At 63.8% G+C, this 14,245-nt stretch carries 14 protein-coding genes and 1 pseudogene; 6 read left to right on the top strand and 9 right to left on the bottom strand.

Annotated features, from left to right (window positions below):
- Positions 1-7: 7 nt before the first annotated feature.
- Both MKK04_RS22630 and MKK04_RS22625 read right to left on the bottom strand, forming a co-directional pair.
- A complete protein-coding gene (locus tag MKK04_RS22630) occupies positions 8-613 on the bottom strand; it encodes a CDP-alcohol phosphatidyltransferase family protein (RefSeq protein ID WP_233694098.1) in 606 nt (201 codons plus the stop codon).
- Between the two features lie 161 nt (positions 614-774).
- Positions 775-1,656: a LysR substrate-binding domain-containing protein gene (locus tag MKK04_RS22625; protein WP_241106003.1), complete on the bottom strand. Its 882-nt coding sequence runs from the start codon at positions 1,654-1,656 to the stop codon at positions 775-777.
- Positions 1,657-1,733: 77 nt separating this feature from the next.
- Between MKK04_RS22625 and MKK04_RS22620 the strand changes: the two genes are divergently transcribed.
- The gene (locus MKK04_RS22620) at positions 1,734-2,498 is read left to right on the top strand and encodes a sulfite exporter TauE/SafE family protein (RefSeq protein WP_207837847.1); all 765 of its coding nucleotides are present in this window, start codon (positions 1,734-1,736) and stop codon (positions 2,496-2,498) included.
- Here the strand turns inward: MKK04_RS22620 and MKK04_RS22615 are convergent.
- The gene (locus tag MKK04_RS22615) at positions 2,488-2,802 is read right to left on the bottom strand and encodes a putative quinol monooxygenase (protein ID WP_063913418.1); all 315 of its coding nucleotides are present in this window, start codon (positions 2,800-2,802) and stop codon (positions 2,488-2,490) included. The genes MKK04_RS22620 and MKK04_RS22615 overlap by 11 nt on opposite strands.
- A gap of 154 nt (positions 2,803-2,956) precedes the next feature.
- Between MKK04_RS22615 and MKK04_RS22610 the strand changes: the two genes are divergently transcribed.
- The 3 genes from MKK04_RS22610 (at position 2,957) to ggt (ending at position 6,412) form a co-directional block, all read left to right on the top strand.
- Positions 2,957-3,547, top strand: a complete 591-nt coding sequence (locus tag MKK04_RS22610) for an NAD(P)H-dependent oxidoreductase (protein WP_233687086.1) — start codon at positions 2,957-2,959, stop codon at positions 3,545-3,547.
- A 183-nt stretch (positions 3,548-3,730) separates the two neighbouring features.
- Positions 3,731-4,627 carry a LysR substrate-binding domain-containing protein gene (locus MKK04_RS22605; RefSeq protein WP_063913416.1) on the top strand — a complete coding sequence of 299 codons (897 nt, stop codon included), beginning with the start codon at positions 3,731-3,733 and terminating at the stop codon, positions 4,625-4,627.
- 117 nt (positions 4,628-4,744) lie between these two features.
- On the top strand, positions 4,745-6,412 hold the full coding sequence (ggt, locus tag MKK04_RS22600) for a gamma-glutamyltransferase (RefSeq protein ID WP_233694102.1): 1,668 nt from the start codon (positions 4,745-4,747) through the stop codon (positions 6,410-6,412).
- Between the two features lie 136 nt (positions 6,413-6,548).
- On the opposite strand, the gene MKK04_RS26760 is transcribed toward ggt, so the two are convergent.
- The 3 genes and pseudogenes from MKK04_RS26760 to ypfJ all read right to left on the bottom strand — a co-directional run bounded on the left by MKK04_RS26760 (position 6,549) and on the right by ypfJ (position 9,529).
- Positions 6,549-7,412, bottom strand: coding sequence for a methyl-accepting chemotaxis protein (locus MKK04_RS26760; RefSeq protein ID WP_416775519.1), 864 nt, complete (start codon positions 7,410-7,412; stop codon positions 6,549-6,551).
- Positions 7,404-8,333, bottom strand: a pseudogene (locus MKK04_RS26755) (methyl-accepting chemotaxis protein); the annotation flags it as partial. The pseudogene MKK04_RS26755 and the gene MKK04_RS26760, both read right to left, overlap by 9 nt.
- Before the next feature lie 308 nt (positions 8,334-8,641).
- Positions 8,642-9,529 (bottom strand): KPN_02809 family neutral zinc metallopeptidase, encoded by an 888-nt coding sequence (ypfJ, locus tag MKK04_RS22590; protein WP_207837835.1) that lies wholly within the window; start codon positions 9,527-9,529, stop codon positions 8,642-8,644.
- A 227-nt stretch (positions 9,530-9,756) separates the two neighbouring features.
- Between ypfJ and pcaH the strand changes: the two genes are divergently transcribed.
- Together pcaH and pcaG are read left to right on the top strand one after the other, a co-directional pair.
- On the top strand, positions 9,757-10,476 hold the full coding sequence (gene pcaH / locus MKK04_RS22585; RefSeq protein WP_003251597.1) for a protocatechuate 3,4-dioxygenase subunit beta: 720 nt from the start codon (positions 9,757-9,759) through the stop codon (positions 10,474-10,476).
- A 10-nt stretch (positions 10,477-10,486) separates the two neighbouring features.
- On the top strand, positions 10,487-11,092 hold the full coding sequence (gene pcaG / locus MKK04_RS22580; RefSeq protein WP_046616363.1) for a protocatechuate 3,4-dioxygenase subunit alpha: 606 nt from the start codon (positions 10,487-10,489) through the stop codon (positions 11,090-11,092).
- A gap of 87 nt (positions 11,093-11,179) precedes the next feature.
- Here pcaG and MKK04_RS22575 read toward each other — a convergent pair whose 3' ends face one another.
- The 3 genes from MKK04_RS22575 to MKK04_RS22565 all read right to left on the bottom strand — a co-directional run bounded on the left by MKK04_RS22575 (position 11,180) and on the right by MKK04_RS22565 (position 14,120).
- Positions 11,180-11,620: a cupin domain-containing protein gene (locus MKK04_RS22575; protein ID WP_241106002.1), complete on the bottom strand. Its 441-nt coding sequence runs from the start codon at positions 11,618-11,620 to the stop codon at positions 11,180-11,182.
- A 122-nt stretch (positions 11,621-11,742) separates the two neighbouring features.
- The gene (gene trmA, locus MKK04_RS22570; RefSeq protein ID WP_233694103.1) at positions 11,743-12,828 is read right to left on the bottom strand and encodes a tRNA (uridine(54)-C5)-methyltransferase TrmA; all 1,086 of its coding nucleotides are present in this window, start codon (positions 12,826-12,828) and stop codon (positions 11,743-11,745) included.
- Positions 12,825-14,120, bottom strand: a complete 1,296-nt coding sequence (locus MKK04_RS22565) for an NCS2 family permease (protein ID WP_233687084.1) — start codon at positions 14,118-14,120, stop codon at positions 12,825-12,827. The genes trmA and MKK04_RS22565 overlap by 4 nt, the downstream gene beginning before the upstream one ends.
- Positions 14,121-14,245 lie beyond the last annotated feature (125 nt).

Raw genomic sequence — 14,245 nt, 5'->3', positions numbered from 1 at the left:
AGTGGGCTCAGCGGGTTTCGGCCAGCCCTTGGCGAACCCGGTTGTAGAGGGTATAGAGCGAGAGTGCGAGGATGACCAGCAACAAGCCGTTGACCCAGGTGCCATTCAGCAGGCCGAAGGCGACACCGGTGCCCAGCACACCGAAGGCAAAGGCCCGGTCGCTCTTGCCCATGGGCCCGTCGTAGCGCCTTGAGGCGCCGGCCAGCGGGCCCATGACACCGGCGTATTCGCTGAAGGTGGCGCTGAGCACTACGAGTACGACCAAGGTTGGCGAGACACCGACCAGCAGGGCGAAGGGCAGGTACAGCGCGGCGTCGGCGATCACGTCGCAGAGTTCGTTGAGGTAGGCGCCGAGGGTGGATTGCTGGCCGAATTCCCGGGCGAGCATGCCGTCGACGGCGTTCAGCGCCATGCGCAGCAGCATCCAGACCGGTACCAGGATGAACAGCCAGGTGAGATGGGGCAGGGCGGCCAGCAGCAGGCCCAGCAGGACTGACAGCAGGGCCGCGGCGACGGTGACCTGGTTGGCGCTGACACCGCGGTCGTAAAGGCGCTGGACTGCTGGGCGGAGCAGGGCCTGGAAGCGCGGTTTGAGCTGGTAGATCGATGCCACTGGAAAGTCCTTTTCGGTGGGTCGTTAGGGCACCATTGTGTGTGAGCATTCTTCGCGGGTAAACCCGCTCCCACAGGTACTGTGTCAATCTGAGAGACAGCGCATACCTGTGGGAGCGGGTTCACCCGCGAACACGGGCGAAGCCCGTGCCATCCAGTCCGTCAGCGGGTGAGGGTGGTTACCAACCCTGCGGCATACCCCGGCAATGCCGCAAAATCCCGTGCACATACCAGCAACCGACGGTTGGCCCATGGTTCCGTCAGCGCCACCCAGTGCAACGGCAGCACCCCCTGCCAACGCTTCACCGCGGCCAGCGGCACCACCCCCACCCCGGCCCCGCCCGCGACCATGCGGATCACCCCATCGAACCCCTCGGCCCGCACCCGAACCCGCATGCGCCGCCCTTCGCGCAGCGCCTGCTCTTCCAGGTACAACGCCAATGCACTACTGGCCCCCAGGCCGACATAGCCATGGGCCAGGCTATCGATGAAGCTGGGTGCGACCTCGCTGGCCAACGGGTGGCGCAGCGGCGTTACCAGCACCAGCGGGTCGTCGCGAAACGGCCGGGTCTGCAGGTGCTCGCTGGGGGCAGCGGTGGACACGATGCCCAGGTCTGCCATGCCCTGGGTAATCGACTGCACGATGCGCAAGCTCGGCAACTCCTGCACATCCACGCTGACCCCGGGGTTTTCAGCCAGGTAGCCGGCCAGCAGTTCCGGCAGGTACTCCGTGAGCGCCGCCGTGTTGCACAGCAGGCGCACCTGGCCCTGCTGCCCTTGCGCGTACTGGCCCAGGTCGAACTGCAGGCGTTCGACCTGCTGCGTTATCAACCGGGCATGCTGCAGCAGCGCCTGCCCGGCCGGAGTTGGTTGCACGCCACGGCGGTTGCGTTCCAGCAAAGGGATGCCCAGCGATGCCTCCATGGCACGGATGCGCGCACTGGCTGCCGCCAGTGACAGATGGCTGCGGCTGGCGCCGGCGGTGATGTTGCCGCACTCCAGGGTGTGCTGGAACAGCCTGAGGTCGATCAGGTCGAAATGCATGTGGCTCTGTCCTGGCAAGAGTCTGGCTGAGTATATGGCAGATTTTCAGCCTGGCCGGCGCACGCCATCATCGGCCCATGAATACCTTGCTAGCTTTCTACCAGAACATTGGCCCAGCGCTGTCGCTGCTGGTGGTAATGACCTTCCTGCTGGCCGGCGCGGTGAAAGGGGTGATCGGCCTCGGCCTGCCGACCATCGCCATGGGCCTGCTGGGCCTGGCTATGCAACCGGCGCAGGCTGCGGCGTTGCTGATCGTGCCCTCGACCCTCACCAATCTGTGGCAGTTGGCCAGCGGCGGGCACCTGCGGGAGTTGCTGGTGCGCCTGGGGCCAATGCTGGCGATGATCTTCGTCGGTACCGTGCTCGGCAGCGCCTGGCTGGGGATCAACAGCGGCCCGTGGGCCGTGCATGCACTGGGCGCGGCCTTGCTGGTGTATGCGCTGTACGGGCTGGTCGGCCCGGGCTTGCACCTGGCGCCGGGGCGGGAGCGTTGGCTGGGGCCGCTTTGCGGGCTGGTTACGGGCGTGGTCACGGCCGCGACCGGGGTATTCGTGATGCCGGCGGTGCCCTACCTGCAGAGCCTGGGCTTGAGCCGGGAGCAGATGATCCAGGCCCTGGGCCTGTCGTTCACGGTTTCGACGCTGGCCTTGGCCATTGGCCTGGCCGGGCAGGATGCCCTGGGTGGCCAGGCACTGGGTGCTTCGCTGCTGATGCTGGCGCCGGCCTTGCTCGGCATGCTGGCCGGCCAGTGGCTGCGTCAGCGTATCAGCGCGTTGCTGTTCAAACGGTGCTTCTTCATCGGCCTGGCCGCACTCGGCGGCCATCTGCTGATCAGCGGCTAGCGCTTGAGGCGCTGAGCATGTCGATCATCTGGATGTCGAAATCGCGCTCCAGGTAGTCCATGCGCTTTTCGAAGAACGCGGTCATGTGCGGCAGTGCCGAATGCACATCCAGCGCGGCCTTGTCGGCCCACACCTCGAAGAATACGAACAGGCTCGGGTCCTGCTTGTCGCGCAGCATGTGGTACTCGATGCAGCCCGGCTCCTGGCGGCTTGGCTCGACGTAGGCGCGGAACAGGGTTTCGAACGCTTCAGCCATTTCCGGGCGGGTCTTGGCTTTGAGGATGAAGGCGTACTGCTCACTCATGGGTCGCTACTCGGTGATGGGAGGTGATGCGATTCTAATGCAATAATGTGTTGTTTATTCGTGACTTGAAGTCAATTGTATTTTGCCCCTGCATGCCTGTATCCCGTGCCCGCGAGCCCCTAACCTGCCGGCCTGAATTTTCCGCGAGGCGCGCATGAAAAAGATCCTTTTGCTCAACGGTGGTAAACAGTTCGCTCATTCCGATGGTCGCCTCAACGCGACCTTGCATGAAGCGGCCATCGCTCATCTGGACCGGGCGGGATTCGATGTGCGCCAGACCTTCATCGACGGTGGCTATGATGCCCGGGAAGAAGTGGAGAAGTTCCTCTGGGCCGATGTGGTGATCTACCAGATGCCAGGCTGGTGGATGGGCGCGCCATGGACCGTAAAGAAATACGTCGATGACGTGTTCACTGCAGGCCACGGCAGCCTGTATGCCAACGATGGCCGTACCCGTGCGGACCACTCGCAGAAGTACGGCAGCGGTGGCCTGGTGCATGGCAAGCAGTACATGCTTTCGCTGACCTGGAATGCGCCGCAGCAGGCATTCGACGACCCGAGCGATTTCTTCGAGGGCAAGGGTGTGGATGCGGTGTATTTCCCGTTCCACAAGGCCAACCAGTTCCTCGGCATGACCGGGCTGCCGACTTTCCTGGCGGTGGATGTGATGAAGCGGCCGGATGTGCCGGCTGCCTTGGCGGCCTATGAGGCGCACCTGGACAAGGTATTCGGCAAGGCACGGTAAGGTTCTACCTGTGCCGGCCTCTTCGCGGGTAAACCCGCTCCCACAGGTACTCCACAGTCTTTGAGAACCGCGCAGCACTTGTGGGAGCGGGTTTACCCGCGAAGAGGCCCGTACAGGCACCGCTGGACTTGGCCTCGACAAGCGGCTATCTAATCCCTGCAGAGACCAACCACAGGCGCAAATGTGAAAACCCGATCCGAAGAACTTCAGGTATTCGTCGCCGTCATCGACAGCGGCTCGATTTCCGCCGCTGCCGAGCAGATAGGCCAGACCCCGTCTGCCGTCAGCCGCACCCTGTCGCGCCTGGAGGGCAAGCTGGGCACCACACTGGTCAACCGCACCACCCGGCGCATGGACCTGACCGAGGAGGGCCGCTTCTTCCTCGAACGCGCGCGGCTGATCCTGGAGCAGATGGACGAGATGGAAGAGCGCCTGTCGATGAACCGCCAGACCCCCACCGGGCGCCTGCGCATCAACGCTGCCGCGCCGTTCATGCTGCATGCCATCCTGCCGTGGATCGGCGAGTTCCGCCGCCAATACCCTGGCATCGAACTGGAGCTCAATACCGACGACCTGATCATCGACCTGCTGGAGCAGAGCACCGATGTGGCGATTCGCATCGGCGAACTGGCCGACTCCAGCCTGCACGCGCGCAGCCTGGGGTGCAGCCCGGTACAGGTGCTGGCCAGCCCGGCCTACCTCGAACAGCACGGCACACCGCAGCGGGTCGAGGACCTGGCCAACCACTGCCTGCTCGGCTTCAGCCAGCCCGAATCGCTCAACCACTGGCCTCTGCGCCATGCCCAGGGTGACCGCTGGAGCATCCGCCCGTCGCTGATCGCCTCCAGCGGCGAAACCTTGCGCCAACTTGCGCTGGCCGGCGAGGGCATTGTCAGCCTGTCGCACTTCATGACCCACGAGGACATCCGCACCGGGCGCCTGCAGGTGTTGCTGAGCGAAGCCAACAACGGCTACCGCCAGCCGATTCATGCGGTGTATTACCGCAACACCCAGCTGGCGCTGCGTATCCAGTGTTTCCTCGATTTCATCCAGCGCAAGTTGGCGATGTACGCCAGCTGAGTTGCCTGAACGCGACAGATCCTGTCCACAGGCGGCGAAACTTCCTGCGGTTGATTGCACAGTCGAAGCGCTTCGGCCTTACTGAACGCTCAACAAAAACAACACCAAGGAAGTGTCATGCGTATTGTTCCGTTCCAGTACCTTGCCCTCGCAGCCGCGATCCTGAGCGGTTCCTCGGTTTATGCCGCCTCCCTGGAGGGCGGCGCGGTGGCTGCGCCTGATCAATATGGTGCACAGGTGGCCGCCGACATCCTCAAGAAAGGCGGCAACGCGGTGGATGCGGCAGTGGCCACGGCGTTCACCCTGGCGGTGACTTATCCGGAGGCCGGCAACATCGGCGGTGGCGGGTTCATGACCCTGTTCGTCGACGGCAAACCCTACTTCCTCGACTACCGCGAAGTCGCGCCCAAGGCCGCCACGCGCAACATGTACCTGGACGACAAGGGTGAGGTCATCGAGAACCTCAGCCTGGTCGGGGCACGCGCTGCTGGCGTACCTGGCACGGTGATGGGGTTGTGGGAGGCGCACCAGAAGTTCGGCAAGCTGCCCTGGAGCGAACTGCTGACCCCGGCCATCGGTTATGCGAAAAACGGCTTCAAGGTGGCGGCAAAGCAGTACCAGTACCGCAACGATGCCCAAGGCATGTTCAAGACCGCGACCAATTTCAACGACTACTTCGGCAACATGAAGGTTGGCGAGCTGTTCAAGCAACCGGAAATGGCCCAGACCCTGGAGCGCATTGCCGACAAGGGTGTGAGCGAGTTCTACCAGGGCAAGACCGCCGACCTGCTGGTGGCGCAGATGCGGGCCGACAAGGGCCTGATCACCAAGCAAGACCTCCAGGACTACAAGGCCGTATGGCGTGAGCCGATGGCCGTGAGCTGGCGTGGCAACGTGGTCTATACCGCGCCACCACCTAGCTCCGGTGGCGTCGCCCTGGCCCAGCTGCTGGGCATCAAGGAAAACCGCGCGGCGGACTTCAAGGGGGTGGCGCACAACTCGGCGCAGTACATCCACCTGTTGGCCGAGATCGAGAAGCGCGTATTCGCCGACCGCGCCGACTACCTCGGCGACCCGGCCTTCACCAAAGTGCCTGTGGACCAGCTGGTGGCCAAGGACTACCTGGCCAAGCGCGCCGCGCAGGTCAACCCGAAAGCGATTTCCGACACTGACCAGGTCAAACCGGGCCTGGAGCCGCACCAGACCACGCACTTCTCGATCGTCGACAAACAGGGCAACGCGGTCAGCAACACCTACACCCTCAACCTCGACTACGGCAGTGGTGTGGTGGTGAAAGGCGCCGGCTTCCTGCTCAACGACGAGATGGACGATTTCAGCGCCAAGCCGGGGGCGGCGAATGCCTTTGGCGTGGTGGGCGGCGATGCCAATGCCATTGCGCCGGGCAAGCGCATGCTGTCGTCCATGAGCCCCAGCCTGATGACCCGCGATGGCAAGGTCGAACTGGTCATCGGTACCCCGGGTGGCTCGCGGATCTTCACTTCGATCTTCCAGGTGATGAACAACCTGTACGACTACGGCATGCCGCTGGACAAGGCAGTGGCGGCACAACGTGTGCACCATCAGTTGCTGCCCAAGGACACCATCTATTTCGACAGCTACGCACCCCTGACCGGGCCTGTGGCTGATGAACTGAAGAAGATGGGCTATGTGCTGGAGGACCAGGGCTGGGAGATGGGGGATATCCAGGCGATCCGGGTGGATGGGACGAAACTGGAGACCGCTTCCGATCCGCGTGGGCGTGGGGTAGGGATGATCGTCAAGTAATACCTGTTCCATCGCTGGGAGGGCTGTGCCCTCCTTTCGCGACACAAGGCTGCCCCCACAAAGACCTGCGTACGCCGATCAATGTGGGAGCGGCCTTGTGTCGCGATGGGCCGCAAAGCGGCCCCGAATTCCAGGATCAGACGCGGAACTGGCTGACCAGCGTCTGCAACTGCCCACCCAACCGCGCCAGCTCCACGCTGGATGCCGCCGTCTCGTCACTGGCCGCCGCCGTCTGCTCCGACACGTCGCGCACATTCAGGATGCTGCGGCTGATCTCCTCCGCCACCGCACTCTGCTGCTCCGCCGCTGCGGCAATCTGCTGGTTCATCGACTGGATGCTCGATACCGTGCTGGTGATGCTCTCCAGCGAAGCCCCGGCCTTGCGCGCCAGCTCTACGCTGCTGTCGGTCAGGGTGCGGCTGCCGTGCATGGCCGTAGCCACTTGCTGGGTGCCGTGCTGCAGGCTGGCGATCAGCTCTTCGATCTCTTCGGTGGATTTTTGCGTGCGCTGGGCCAGGCCGCGCACTTCATCGGCGACCACGGCAAAGCCACGCCCGGCCTCGCCGGCACGCGCCGCTTCGATCGCCGCGTTCAGCGCCAGCAGGTTGGTCTGTTCGGCCACCGACTTGATCACGTCCATCACGCTGCCGATCTTCTGGCTTTCCTGCTGCAGCAGGTTCATGGCCTCGGTGGAGCGGTGCATGTCTTCGGCCAGGCGCTCGATCTGGCCAATCGCCTCACCCACCACGCGGTCGCCGGCACGGGCTTCGTCATCGGCACCGGTGGCAGCATGCGAGGCCTGTTCGGCATTACGTGCCACTTCCTGAACGGTAGCGGCCATTTCGTGCATGGCGGTGGCCACCTGGTCGGTCTCGACCTTCTGGCTGTTGGCGCCGGCGCTGGTCTGCTCGGTCACCGCCGACAGTTCCTCGGCGGCGCTGGCGATCTGGGTGACGCCGTCGCGGATGCCGCTGATCAGCTCGCGCAGGGTGCTGCCCATGCGCGCGATGCCCTGCTGCAGCACGCCCAGTTCGTCGCGGCGGGTAACCCGCAACTGCTGGGTGAGGTCGCCGCTGGCGATCTTTTCCACCGCCACCAGGGTGTCGCGCAGCGGGCGGGTGATCTGCCGGGTGATCAGCACTGCCGCCAGTACGCCGACCAGCAGCGCCAGCAGCGTGGCGATGGTCTGCAGGCTGCGCGCCTGAGTGCTCTCGATGTCGCGGCGCTGCAGCTGGATCTGGTACAGCGCGTCGCTGCGCTTGACGATGTCGGCACCCTGTACGGTCATTTCGGCGCGCGCAGTGGTGATGTTGGCGACTGCATCGCGGAACTGGCGCACGGCGTCACGGTAGGCCAGCACCGAGCCTTCGAACTGTTGCACGCGCGTGTCTTCGGCGGGCAGCTGGCGCTTGAGGTTGTCGATTTCGGCCAGGGCGGCGTCCAGCTGGCGCAGGGCGGCCTGCTCGTTGGTGGCGCTGTTGTCGGCGATGTAGCCGCGGACGTCGATGCGTACCTGCAGCAGTTGCTGGCGAGCCTTGCTGATCAGCTGGTACTGGGCCAGGCGCACGCTGTCGGCTTCGGGGCGTGCCATGACTTCCTGGCTGAGGATGTCCATGGCCTGGTCGGCGCGGCTGGCCGAGCCGTCCATGGCCGTGCGCGCGGTGCGGGTGGCGTCGTAGCCCTGGCGCATTTTGTTCAGCGACACCTTGTAGGCGCTGATGGTTTCGCCCAGTTCACCCAGCAGCTTGATGTTTTCCGGGCTCTTGAAGGTGCTGGCCAGGTAGGCCTGCTGCTTGCTGAAGGCGTCCAGCTTGGCCTGGGTGTTGGCGGCGGCGGCATCGTCGCCGTTGGCGATCATGTACTGCAGGCGCGCAATACGCAGGTCGGTCAGGTCCTTGTTGAGCTGGCCGATATCGCCCATCCAGTTGCTGCGGTCGATCAGGCTGCCCAGGCTGGTCCAGCCGGTCAGGGCCAGCAGGCCGGTGAGAATCAGTACCAGGCCGAAGCCCAGGCCGAGTTTGAGGTTGACGCTGATGTTGGCGAACCAGTTGTTCATGCACGCTCTCCAGAAATTTTTTCGCTCGCTTGATCGTCGATCGCCAGGCGTTGTTGTTCTGGATGCCTGCTGACTCGTGCAGGGGTTATCGGCAGTGATGGGGGAAGCTGAAACGCTTTTTCAGCAGATTTGTAACTGACTTGATTGGGGCTGCATGGCAGCCCCATGAAGCCTTAGAGGTTGCGCGCACTGAAGGTATCGCAGCGGTTCACCTCACCCTCGGCAAACCCGGCCTTGAACCAGCGCACCCGCTGCGCCGAGGTGCCATGGGTGAAGGAGTCCGGCACCACGCGGCCGCGGCCCTGCTGCTGCAGGCGGTCATCGCCAATGGCATTGGCCGCGTTCAGCGCCTCTTCGACGTCACCCGGCTCCAGCCAGTTCAGGCGCTTCTGCGCCTGGTAGGCCCATACGCCGGCCAGGCAGTCGGCCTGCAGCTCCTGGCGCACCAGCAGGCCGTTGTCGCCTTCCATGCGCTGGCCACTGCGGCGCGCGGCATCGACCTTGGCCGACACGCCCAGCAGGGTTTGCACATGATGGCCGATTTCGTGGGCGATCACGTAGGCCTGGGCAAAGTCGCCGGCGGCGGCGAAGCGGGTTTCCATTTCGCGGAAGAACGACATGTCCAGGTAAACCCGCTGGTCCGCCGGGCAGTAGAACGGCCCCACCGCCGCCGAGGCAAAGCCACAGGCCGAATTGACCTGGCCGCTGAACAGCACCAGCTTGGGGTCGCGGTACTGCTTGCCGCCCTCGGCGAACAGGGCTTTCCAGGTGTCTTCGGTATCGCCCAGGATCGAGGCGACGAACTCGGCCTGCTGGTCGTTGGCCGGCGGGGCCTTGCCACCCGCACCGCTGGGCACCTGCTGTTGCTGCTGCTCCATCTGGCCGGCGAGCTGGCCGAGAATCTGCAACGGGTCCTGGCCGGTGAGCCAACCGATGCCGACAATCAGCAGCACTGCGCCAAGCCCCAGCCCCTTGCCGCCGCCGAAACGCATGCCGCCGCCACCACCTTCACCTCGGGCATCGACCACATTGTCGCTGCGTCGGCCTTTTCGCCATTCCATGAATGTTCTCCGGAGCTTGAAACAAGAAGGCAAAGATTAGTCCACGACAGCGGCGAGTGTCAGGCCAAGGTGTTTATCCATAACCAAATGGTTATGTTTGAAATGCCTGATTTCAATATTCATTGCGCGCTACCTGCCTGAAACTGCATGTGGGAGCGGGCTTGCCCGCGACAGGGTTTCGTAGAAGCCCCCCTCGCATTTCCATAATTCCAAGAGAGGAAACCGGCATGCCCGCCCAGGACAACAGCCGCTTTGTGATCCGTGATCGCAACTGGCACCCGAAAGCCCTTACGCCTGACTACAAGACGTCCATTGCCCGCTCGCCGCGCCAGGCGCTGGTCAGCATCCCGCAGTCGATCAGCGAAACCACCGGTCCGGACTTTTCCCACCTGGGCTTCGGCGCCCATGACCATGACCTGCTGCTGAACTTCAATAACGGCGGCTTGCCGATCGGTGAGCGCATCATCGTCGCCGGCCGTGTAGTCGATCAGTACGGCAAGCCAGTACCGAACACCCTGGTGGAAATGTGGCAGGCCAACGCCGGCGGCCGCTACCGTCACAAGAACGACCGCTACCTGGCACCGCTGGACCCGAACTTCGGTGGCGTCGGCCGCTGCCTGACCGACCGTGACGGCTACTACAGCTTCCGCACCATCAAGCCGGGCCCGTACCCATGGCGCAACGGCCCGAACGACTGGCGCCCGGCGCACATCCACTTCGCCATCAGTGGCCCGTCGATCGCCACCAAGCTGATCACCCAGCTGTACTTCGAGGGTGACCCGCTGATCCCGATGTGCCCGATCGTCAAGTCGATCGCCAACCCGCAAGCCGTGCAGCAGTTGATCGCCAAGCTCGACATGAGCAACGCCAACCCGATGGACTGCCTGGCCTACCGCTTCGACATCGTGCTGCGTGGCCAGCGCAAGACCCACTTCGAAAACTGCTGAGGACCCCGCCATGCCAATCGAACTGCTGCCGGAAACCCCTTCGCAGACCGCCGGCCCCTACGTGCACATCGGCCTGGCCCTGGAAGCGGCCGGCAACCCGACCCGCGACCAGGAAATCTGGAACCGCCTGGCCAAGCCGGATGCGCCCGGCGAGCATATTCTGCTGATCGGCCATGTGTATGACGGCAATGGCCACCTGGTGCGGGACTCGTTCCTGGAGCTCTGGCAAGCCGACGCCAACGGTGAGTACCAGGATGCCTACAACCTGGAAAACGCCTTCAACAGCTTTGGCCGCACGGCTACCACCTTTGACGCGGGTGAGTGGACGGCGCATACGGTGAAGCCAGGCGTGGTGAAAAACGCCGCCGGTGTGCCAATGGCACCGCACATCAACATCAGCCTGTTTGCCCGGGGGATCAACATCCACCTGCACACGCGCCTGTATTTCGATGATGAGGCCGAGGCCAATGCCAAGTGCCCGGTGCTCAATCTGATCGAGCAGCCGCAGCGGCGCGAGACCCTGGTGGCCAAGCGTTGTGAGGTGGACGGGAAGACGGCGTATCGCTTCGATATCCGTATTCAGGGGGAAGGGGAGACAGTCTTCTTCGACTTTTGAATCAGGCCGTTCGCGATCTGCCGACTAAGCTGCGCCCCGTGTTGCGTCAAGCCACGCGCGCTGACAAGCGTGGCTTGGCGCATGGGTTTAAGGCTGTTTCGAAGTCTGCTCGACATCGTAGCCTTTGGGTTGATGAACGTAGAGCAGGCAGTTAGAGGCAGCAACGCAGCCGCTTTCATGGGCAACTCCTGCAGGTATCCGCAGGAAGCTGCCCGTCGGGTATTCGGTGCGCGTGCCCTCGACCACTGTGAAAGCGGTTCCTTCAAGCACCACTTTCGAAATGCTGGCGCTGTGAGTGTGAGCAAAGGCGTGTGTTCCCTTCCTGATCTTGATAAGCGCGGAATAGGGCTGTGCCCCAGTCAATTCACCCATCAGATTGGCGTAACTGATCATGGCTCCTCCGGGCGGTAAAGGCTTCCATTCCAGTTCAGCATGATCAGGTATGGAAATTACATCCTCATTACCGGCATTGGCCATCGCAGCACTGACGAGCAGCATGATCAGTAGGGTTGTGTTGAGTTTGGGCATGGGGTCTGGCCTCCGATGGTCGAAGGCCTGAACTTAACGGCGTGCAATTGCTTTTTCCATTTGGAATAGCTTCTCGCTGGATGGAGCTTTGGCAAGCCAGGGTGACCCTTTTATCCGCGCCTCTATCGGCGTACCAGCAATACCCCACTTTCCATGTGGTGGGTATAAGGGAACTGGTCAAACAATGCGCACCGCTCGATGCGGTGGGTGTCGTGCAACTGGGCAATGTTCGCTGCCAGTGTCTCCGGGTTGCACGAGATGTACAGGATCCGCTCGAAACGCCGGGTCAGCTCGCAGGTATCCGGATCCATCCCCGCCCGCGGCGGGTCGACGAACACCGTACCGAACGCGTAGCTCTTCAGGTCGATGCCTTCCAGTCGGCGGAACGGTCGCACCTCATTCAGCGCCTGGGTCAGCTCTTCTGCCGACAGGCGCACCAGCCGCACGTTATCCACAGCGTTCTCGTCGAGGTTGCTCAATGCGGCATTGACCGAGGTCTTGCTGATCTCGGTAGCCAGCACCTGGCGCACGCGAGTGGCCAGCGGCAGGGTGAAGTTGCCGTTGCCGCAGTACAGCTCCAGCAGGTCGTCGTCACGCTCGCCAATGGCCTCGAAGGCCCAGCTCAGCATCTTCTGGTTCACCGCGCCGTTGGGCTGGGTGAACGCGCCTTCCGGCTGGCGATAGCTGAACACACGGCCAGCGACGTCGAGCTTTTCCACCGCGTAGTCACGGCCGATCACCAGGCGCTTGCCCTTGGAGCGGCCAATGATGCTCACGCCCAGCTCTTCGGCCAGTTGCCGTGCGGCCACTTCCCAGGCCTCGTCCAGCGGGCGGTGGTAGCACAGGGTGACCATGGCATCGCCGGCCAGGGTGGTGAGGAACTCCACCTGGAACAGGCGGTTGCCCAGTTCCTCGCTGGCCTGCCAGGCCGCCTTCAGGCGTGGCATCAGTGCATTGATGCGCTGGCTGGCGATGGGGAAGTCGTCGATCAGGATCGCCTTGTGCTTCTCGCCCGGGGCGAACATGGCGTAGTGGCGCTGGCCGTCTTCGCGCCACAGGCGGAACTCGGCGCGCAGGCGGTAATGCTCGCGCGGCGAGTCGAAAACAGCCGGCTCCGGCGCGCCGAACGGCGCCAGCAGCTCGCGCAGCCGGGCCACCTTGGCGTCCAGCTGGGTGGCGTAGGAGGAGGGGTCGAAAGCAGCACTCATGCGTTGAACCAGCCCAGCTTGATGACGAACAGGATGGAAAGGATCACCAGGGCCGGGTTCAGGTCGCGGTGGCGGCCGGAGATCAGCTTGACGGCGGTCCAGGAAATGAAGCCGAAGGCGATGCCGTTGGCGATCGAGTAGGTCAGCGGCATGGCCAGGGCGGTCACTACCACCGGTGCGGCTTCGGTGACGTCGTCCCAGTTTATTTCCGCCAGGCCCGAGGCCATCAGCACCGCGACGAACAGCAGCGCCGGGGCCGTGGCGAAGGCCGGCACGCTACCGGCCAGCGGGGCGAAGAACAGCGCCAGCAGGAACAGTACCGCGACCACGATGGCGGTCAGGCCGGTGCGGCCACCAGCGCTCACGCCTGCGGCGGATTCGATGTAGCTGGTGGTGGTCGAGGTGCCCAGCAGGGAGCCGGCCATGGCTGCAGTGCTGTCGGCGATCAGGGCACGGCCCATCTTCGGCATGTGGCCGTCCTTGCCCATCAGCCCGGCGCGCTTGGCCACGCCGATCAGGGTACCGGAGTTGTCGAACAGGTCGACGAACAGGAAGGCGAAGATCACGCTGATCAAGCCCACGTCCAGCGCGCCGGCGATGTCCAGTTGCAGGAAGGTCGGGGCCAGCGATGGCGGCATCGAGACCACGCCGCCGAATGGTGTCACGCCCATCAGGATCGAGGCGATGGTTACGGCGAGAATGCCGATCAGCACGGCGCCGCGCACTTTCAGCGACTCCAGGCCGACGATCAGGAAGAAGCCCAGGGTGGCGAGGATCGGTGCTGGCTGCTTGAGGTCGCCCAGGCCCACCAGGGTAGCCGGGTTATCGACGACGATGCCCGCGTTATGCAGAGCAATCAGCGCCAGGAACAGGCCGATACCCGCGGCGATGGCCGAACGCAGCGGCAGCGGGATGCTGTTCACGATCCATTCGCGGATGCGGAAGATCGACAGCAGGAAGAACATCACCGCTGACAGGAACACCGCGCCCAGCGCCACTTGCCAGGTGTGGCCCATGTGCAGGACCACGGTGTAGGTAAAGAACGCGTTCAGGCCCATGCCCGGCGCCAGGGCGATCGGGTAGTTGGCGATCAGGCCCATGGTCACCGAGCCGATGGCCGCGGCCAGGCAGGTGGCGACGAAGATCGCACCCTTGTCCATGCCGGTCTCGCCGAGGATGCTCGGGTTGACGAACAGGATGTAGGCCATGGCCAGGAAGGTGGTGACGCCCGCGAGAATCTCGGTGCGCACATTGGTGTTGTGTGCTTTCAGTTGAAACAGCCTTTCCAGCATGCCCGCTCCCAAGGCGCCCCCGGCGCCATGAATGTATCGACCCCATCAGCAAAGCACAGACCGTACCGGTTGCCGTGGTTTTGTGTGGGGCGGAAAAAAGCCGCGCATCATACCAGCATGCTTGG

Source organism: Pseudomonas sp. LS.1a (genome assembly GCF_022533585.1).
GTDB lineage: Bacteria > Pseudomonadota > Gammaproteobacteria > Pseudomonadales > Pseudomonadaceae > Aquipseudomonas.
This window is presented reverse-complemented; position numbering and strand designations above follow the sequence as displayed.

Coding starts and splice junctions, on each gene's coding strand:
- MKK04_RS22625 (WP_241106003.1), bottom strand. CDS start 1,656: ATGCATTTCGACCTGATCGACCTCAGGCTGTTCCAGCACACCCTGGAG.
- MKK04_RS22620 (WP_207837847.1), top strand. CDS start 1,734: ATGAATACCTTGCTAGCTTTCTACCAGAACATTGGCCCAGCGCTGTCG.
- MKK04_RS22615 (WP_063913418.1), bottom strand. CDS start 2,802: ATGAGTGAGCAGTACGCCTTCATCCTCAAAGCCAAGACCCGCCCGGAA.
- MKK04_RS22610 (WP_233687086.1), top strand. CDS start 2,957: ATGAAAAAGATCCTTTTGCTCAACGGTGGTAAACAGTTCGCTCATTCC.
- ggt (WP_233694102.1), top strand. CDS start 4,745: ATGCGTATTGTTCCGTTCCAGTACCTTGCCCTCGCAGCCGCGATCCTG.
- MKK04_RS26760 (WP_416775519.1), bottom strand. CDS start 7,412: ATGGGCAGCACCCTGCGCGAGCTGATCAGCGGCATCCGCGACGGCGTC.
- ypfJ (WP_207837835.1), bottom strand. CDS start 9,529: ATGGAATGGCGAAAAGGCCGACGCAGCGACAATGTGGTCGATGCCCGA.
- pcaH (WP_003251597.1), top strand. CDS start 9,757: ATGCCCGCCCAGGACAACAGCCGCTTTGTGATCCGTGATCGCAACTGG.
- pcaG (WP_046616363.1), top strand. CDS start 10,487: ATGCCAATCGAACTGCTGCCGGAAACCCCTTCGCAGACCGCCGGCCCC.
- MKK04_RS22575 (WP_241106002.1), bottom strand. CDS start 11,620: ATGCCCAAACTCAACACAACCCTACTGATCATGCTGCTCGTCAGTGCT.
- trmA (WP_233694103.1), bottom strand. CDS start 12,828: ATGAGTGCTGCTTTCGACCCCTCCTCCTACGCCACCCAGCTGGACGCC.
- MKK04_RS22565 (WP_233687084.1), bottom strand. CDS start 14,120: ATGCTGGAAAGGCTGTTTCAACTGAAAGCACACAACACCAATGTGCGC.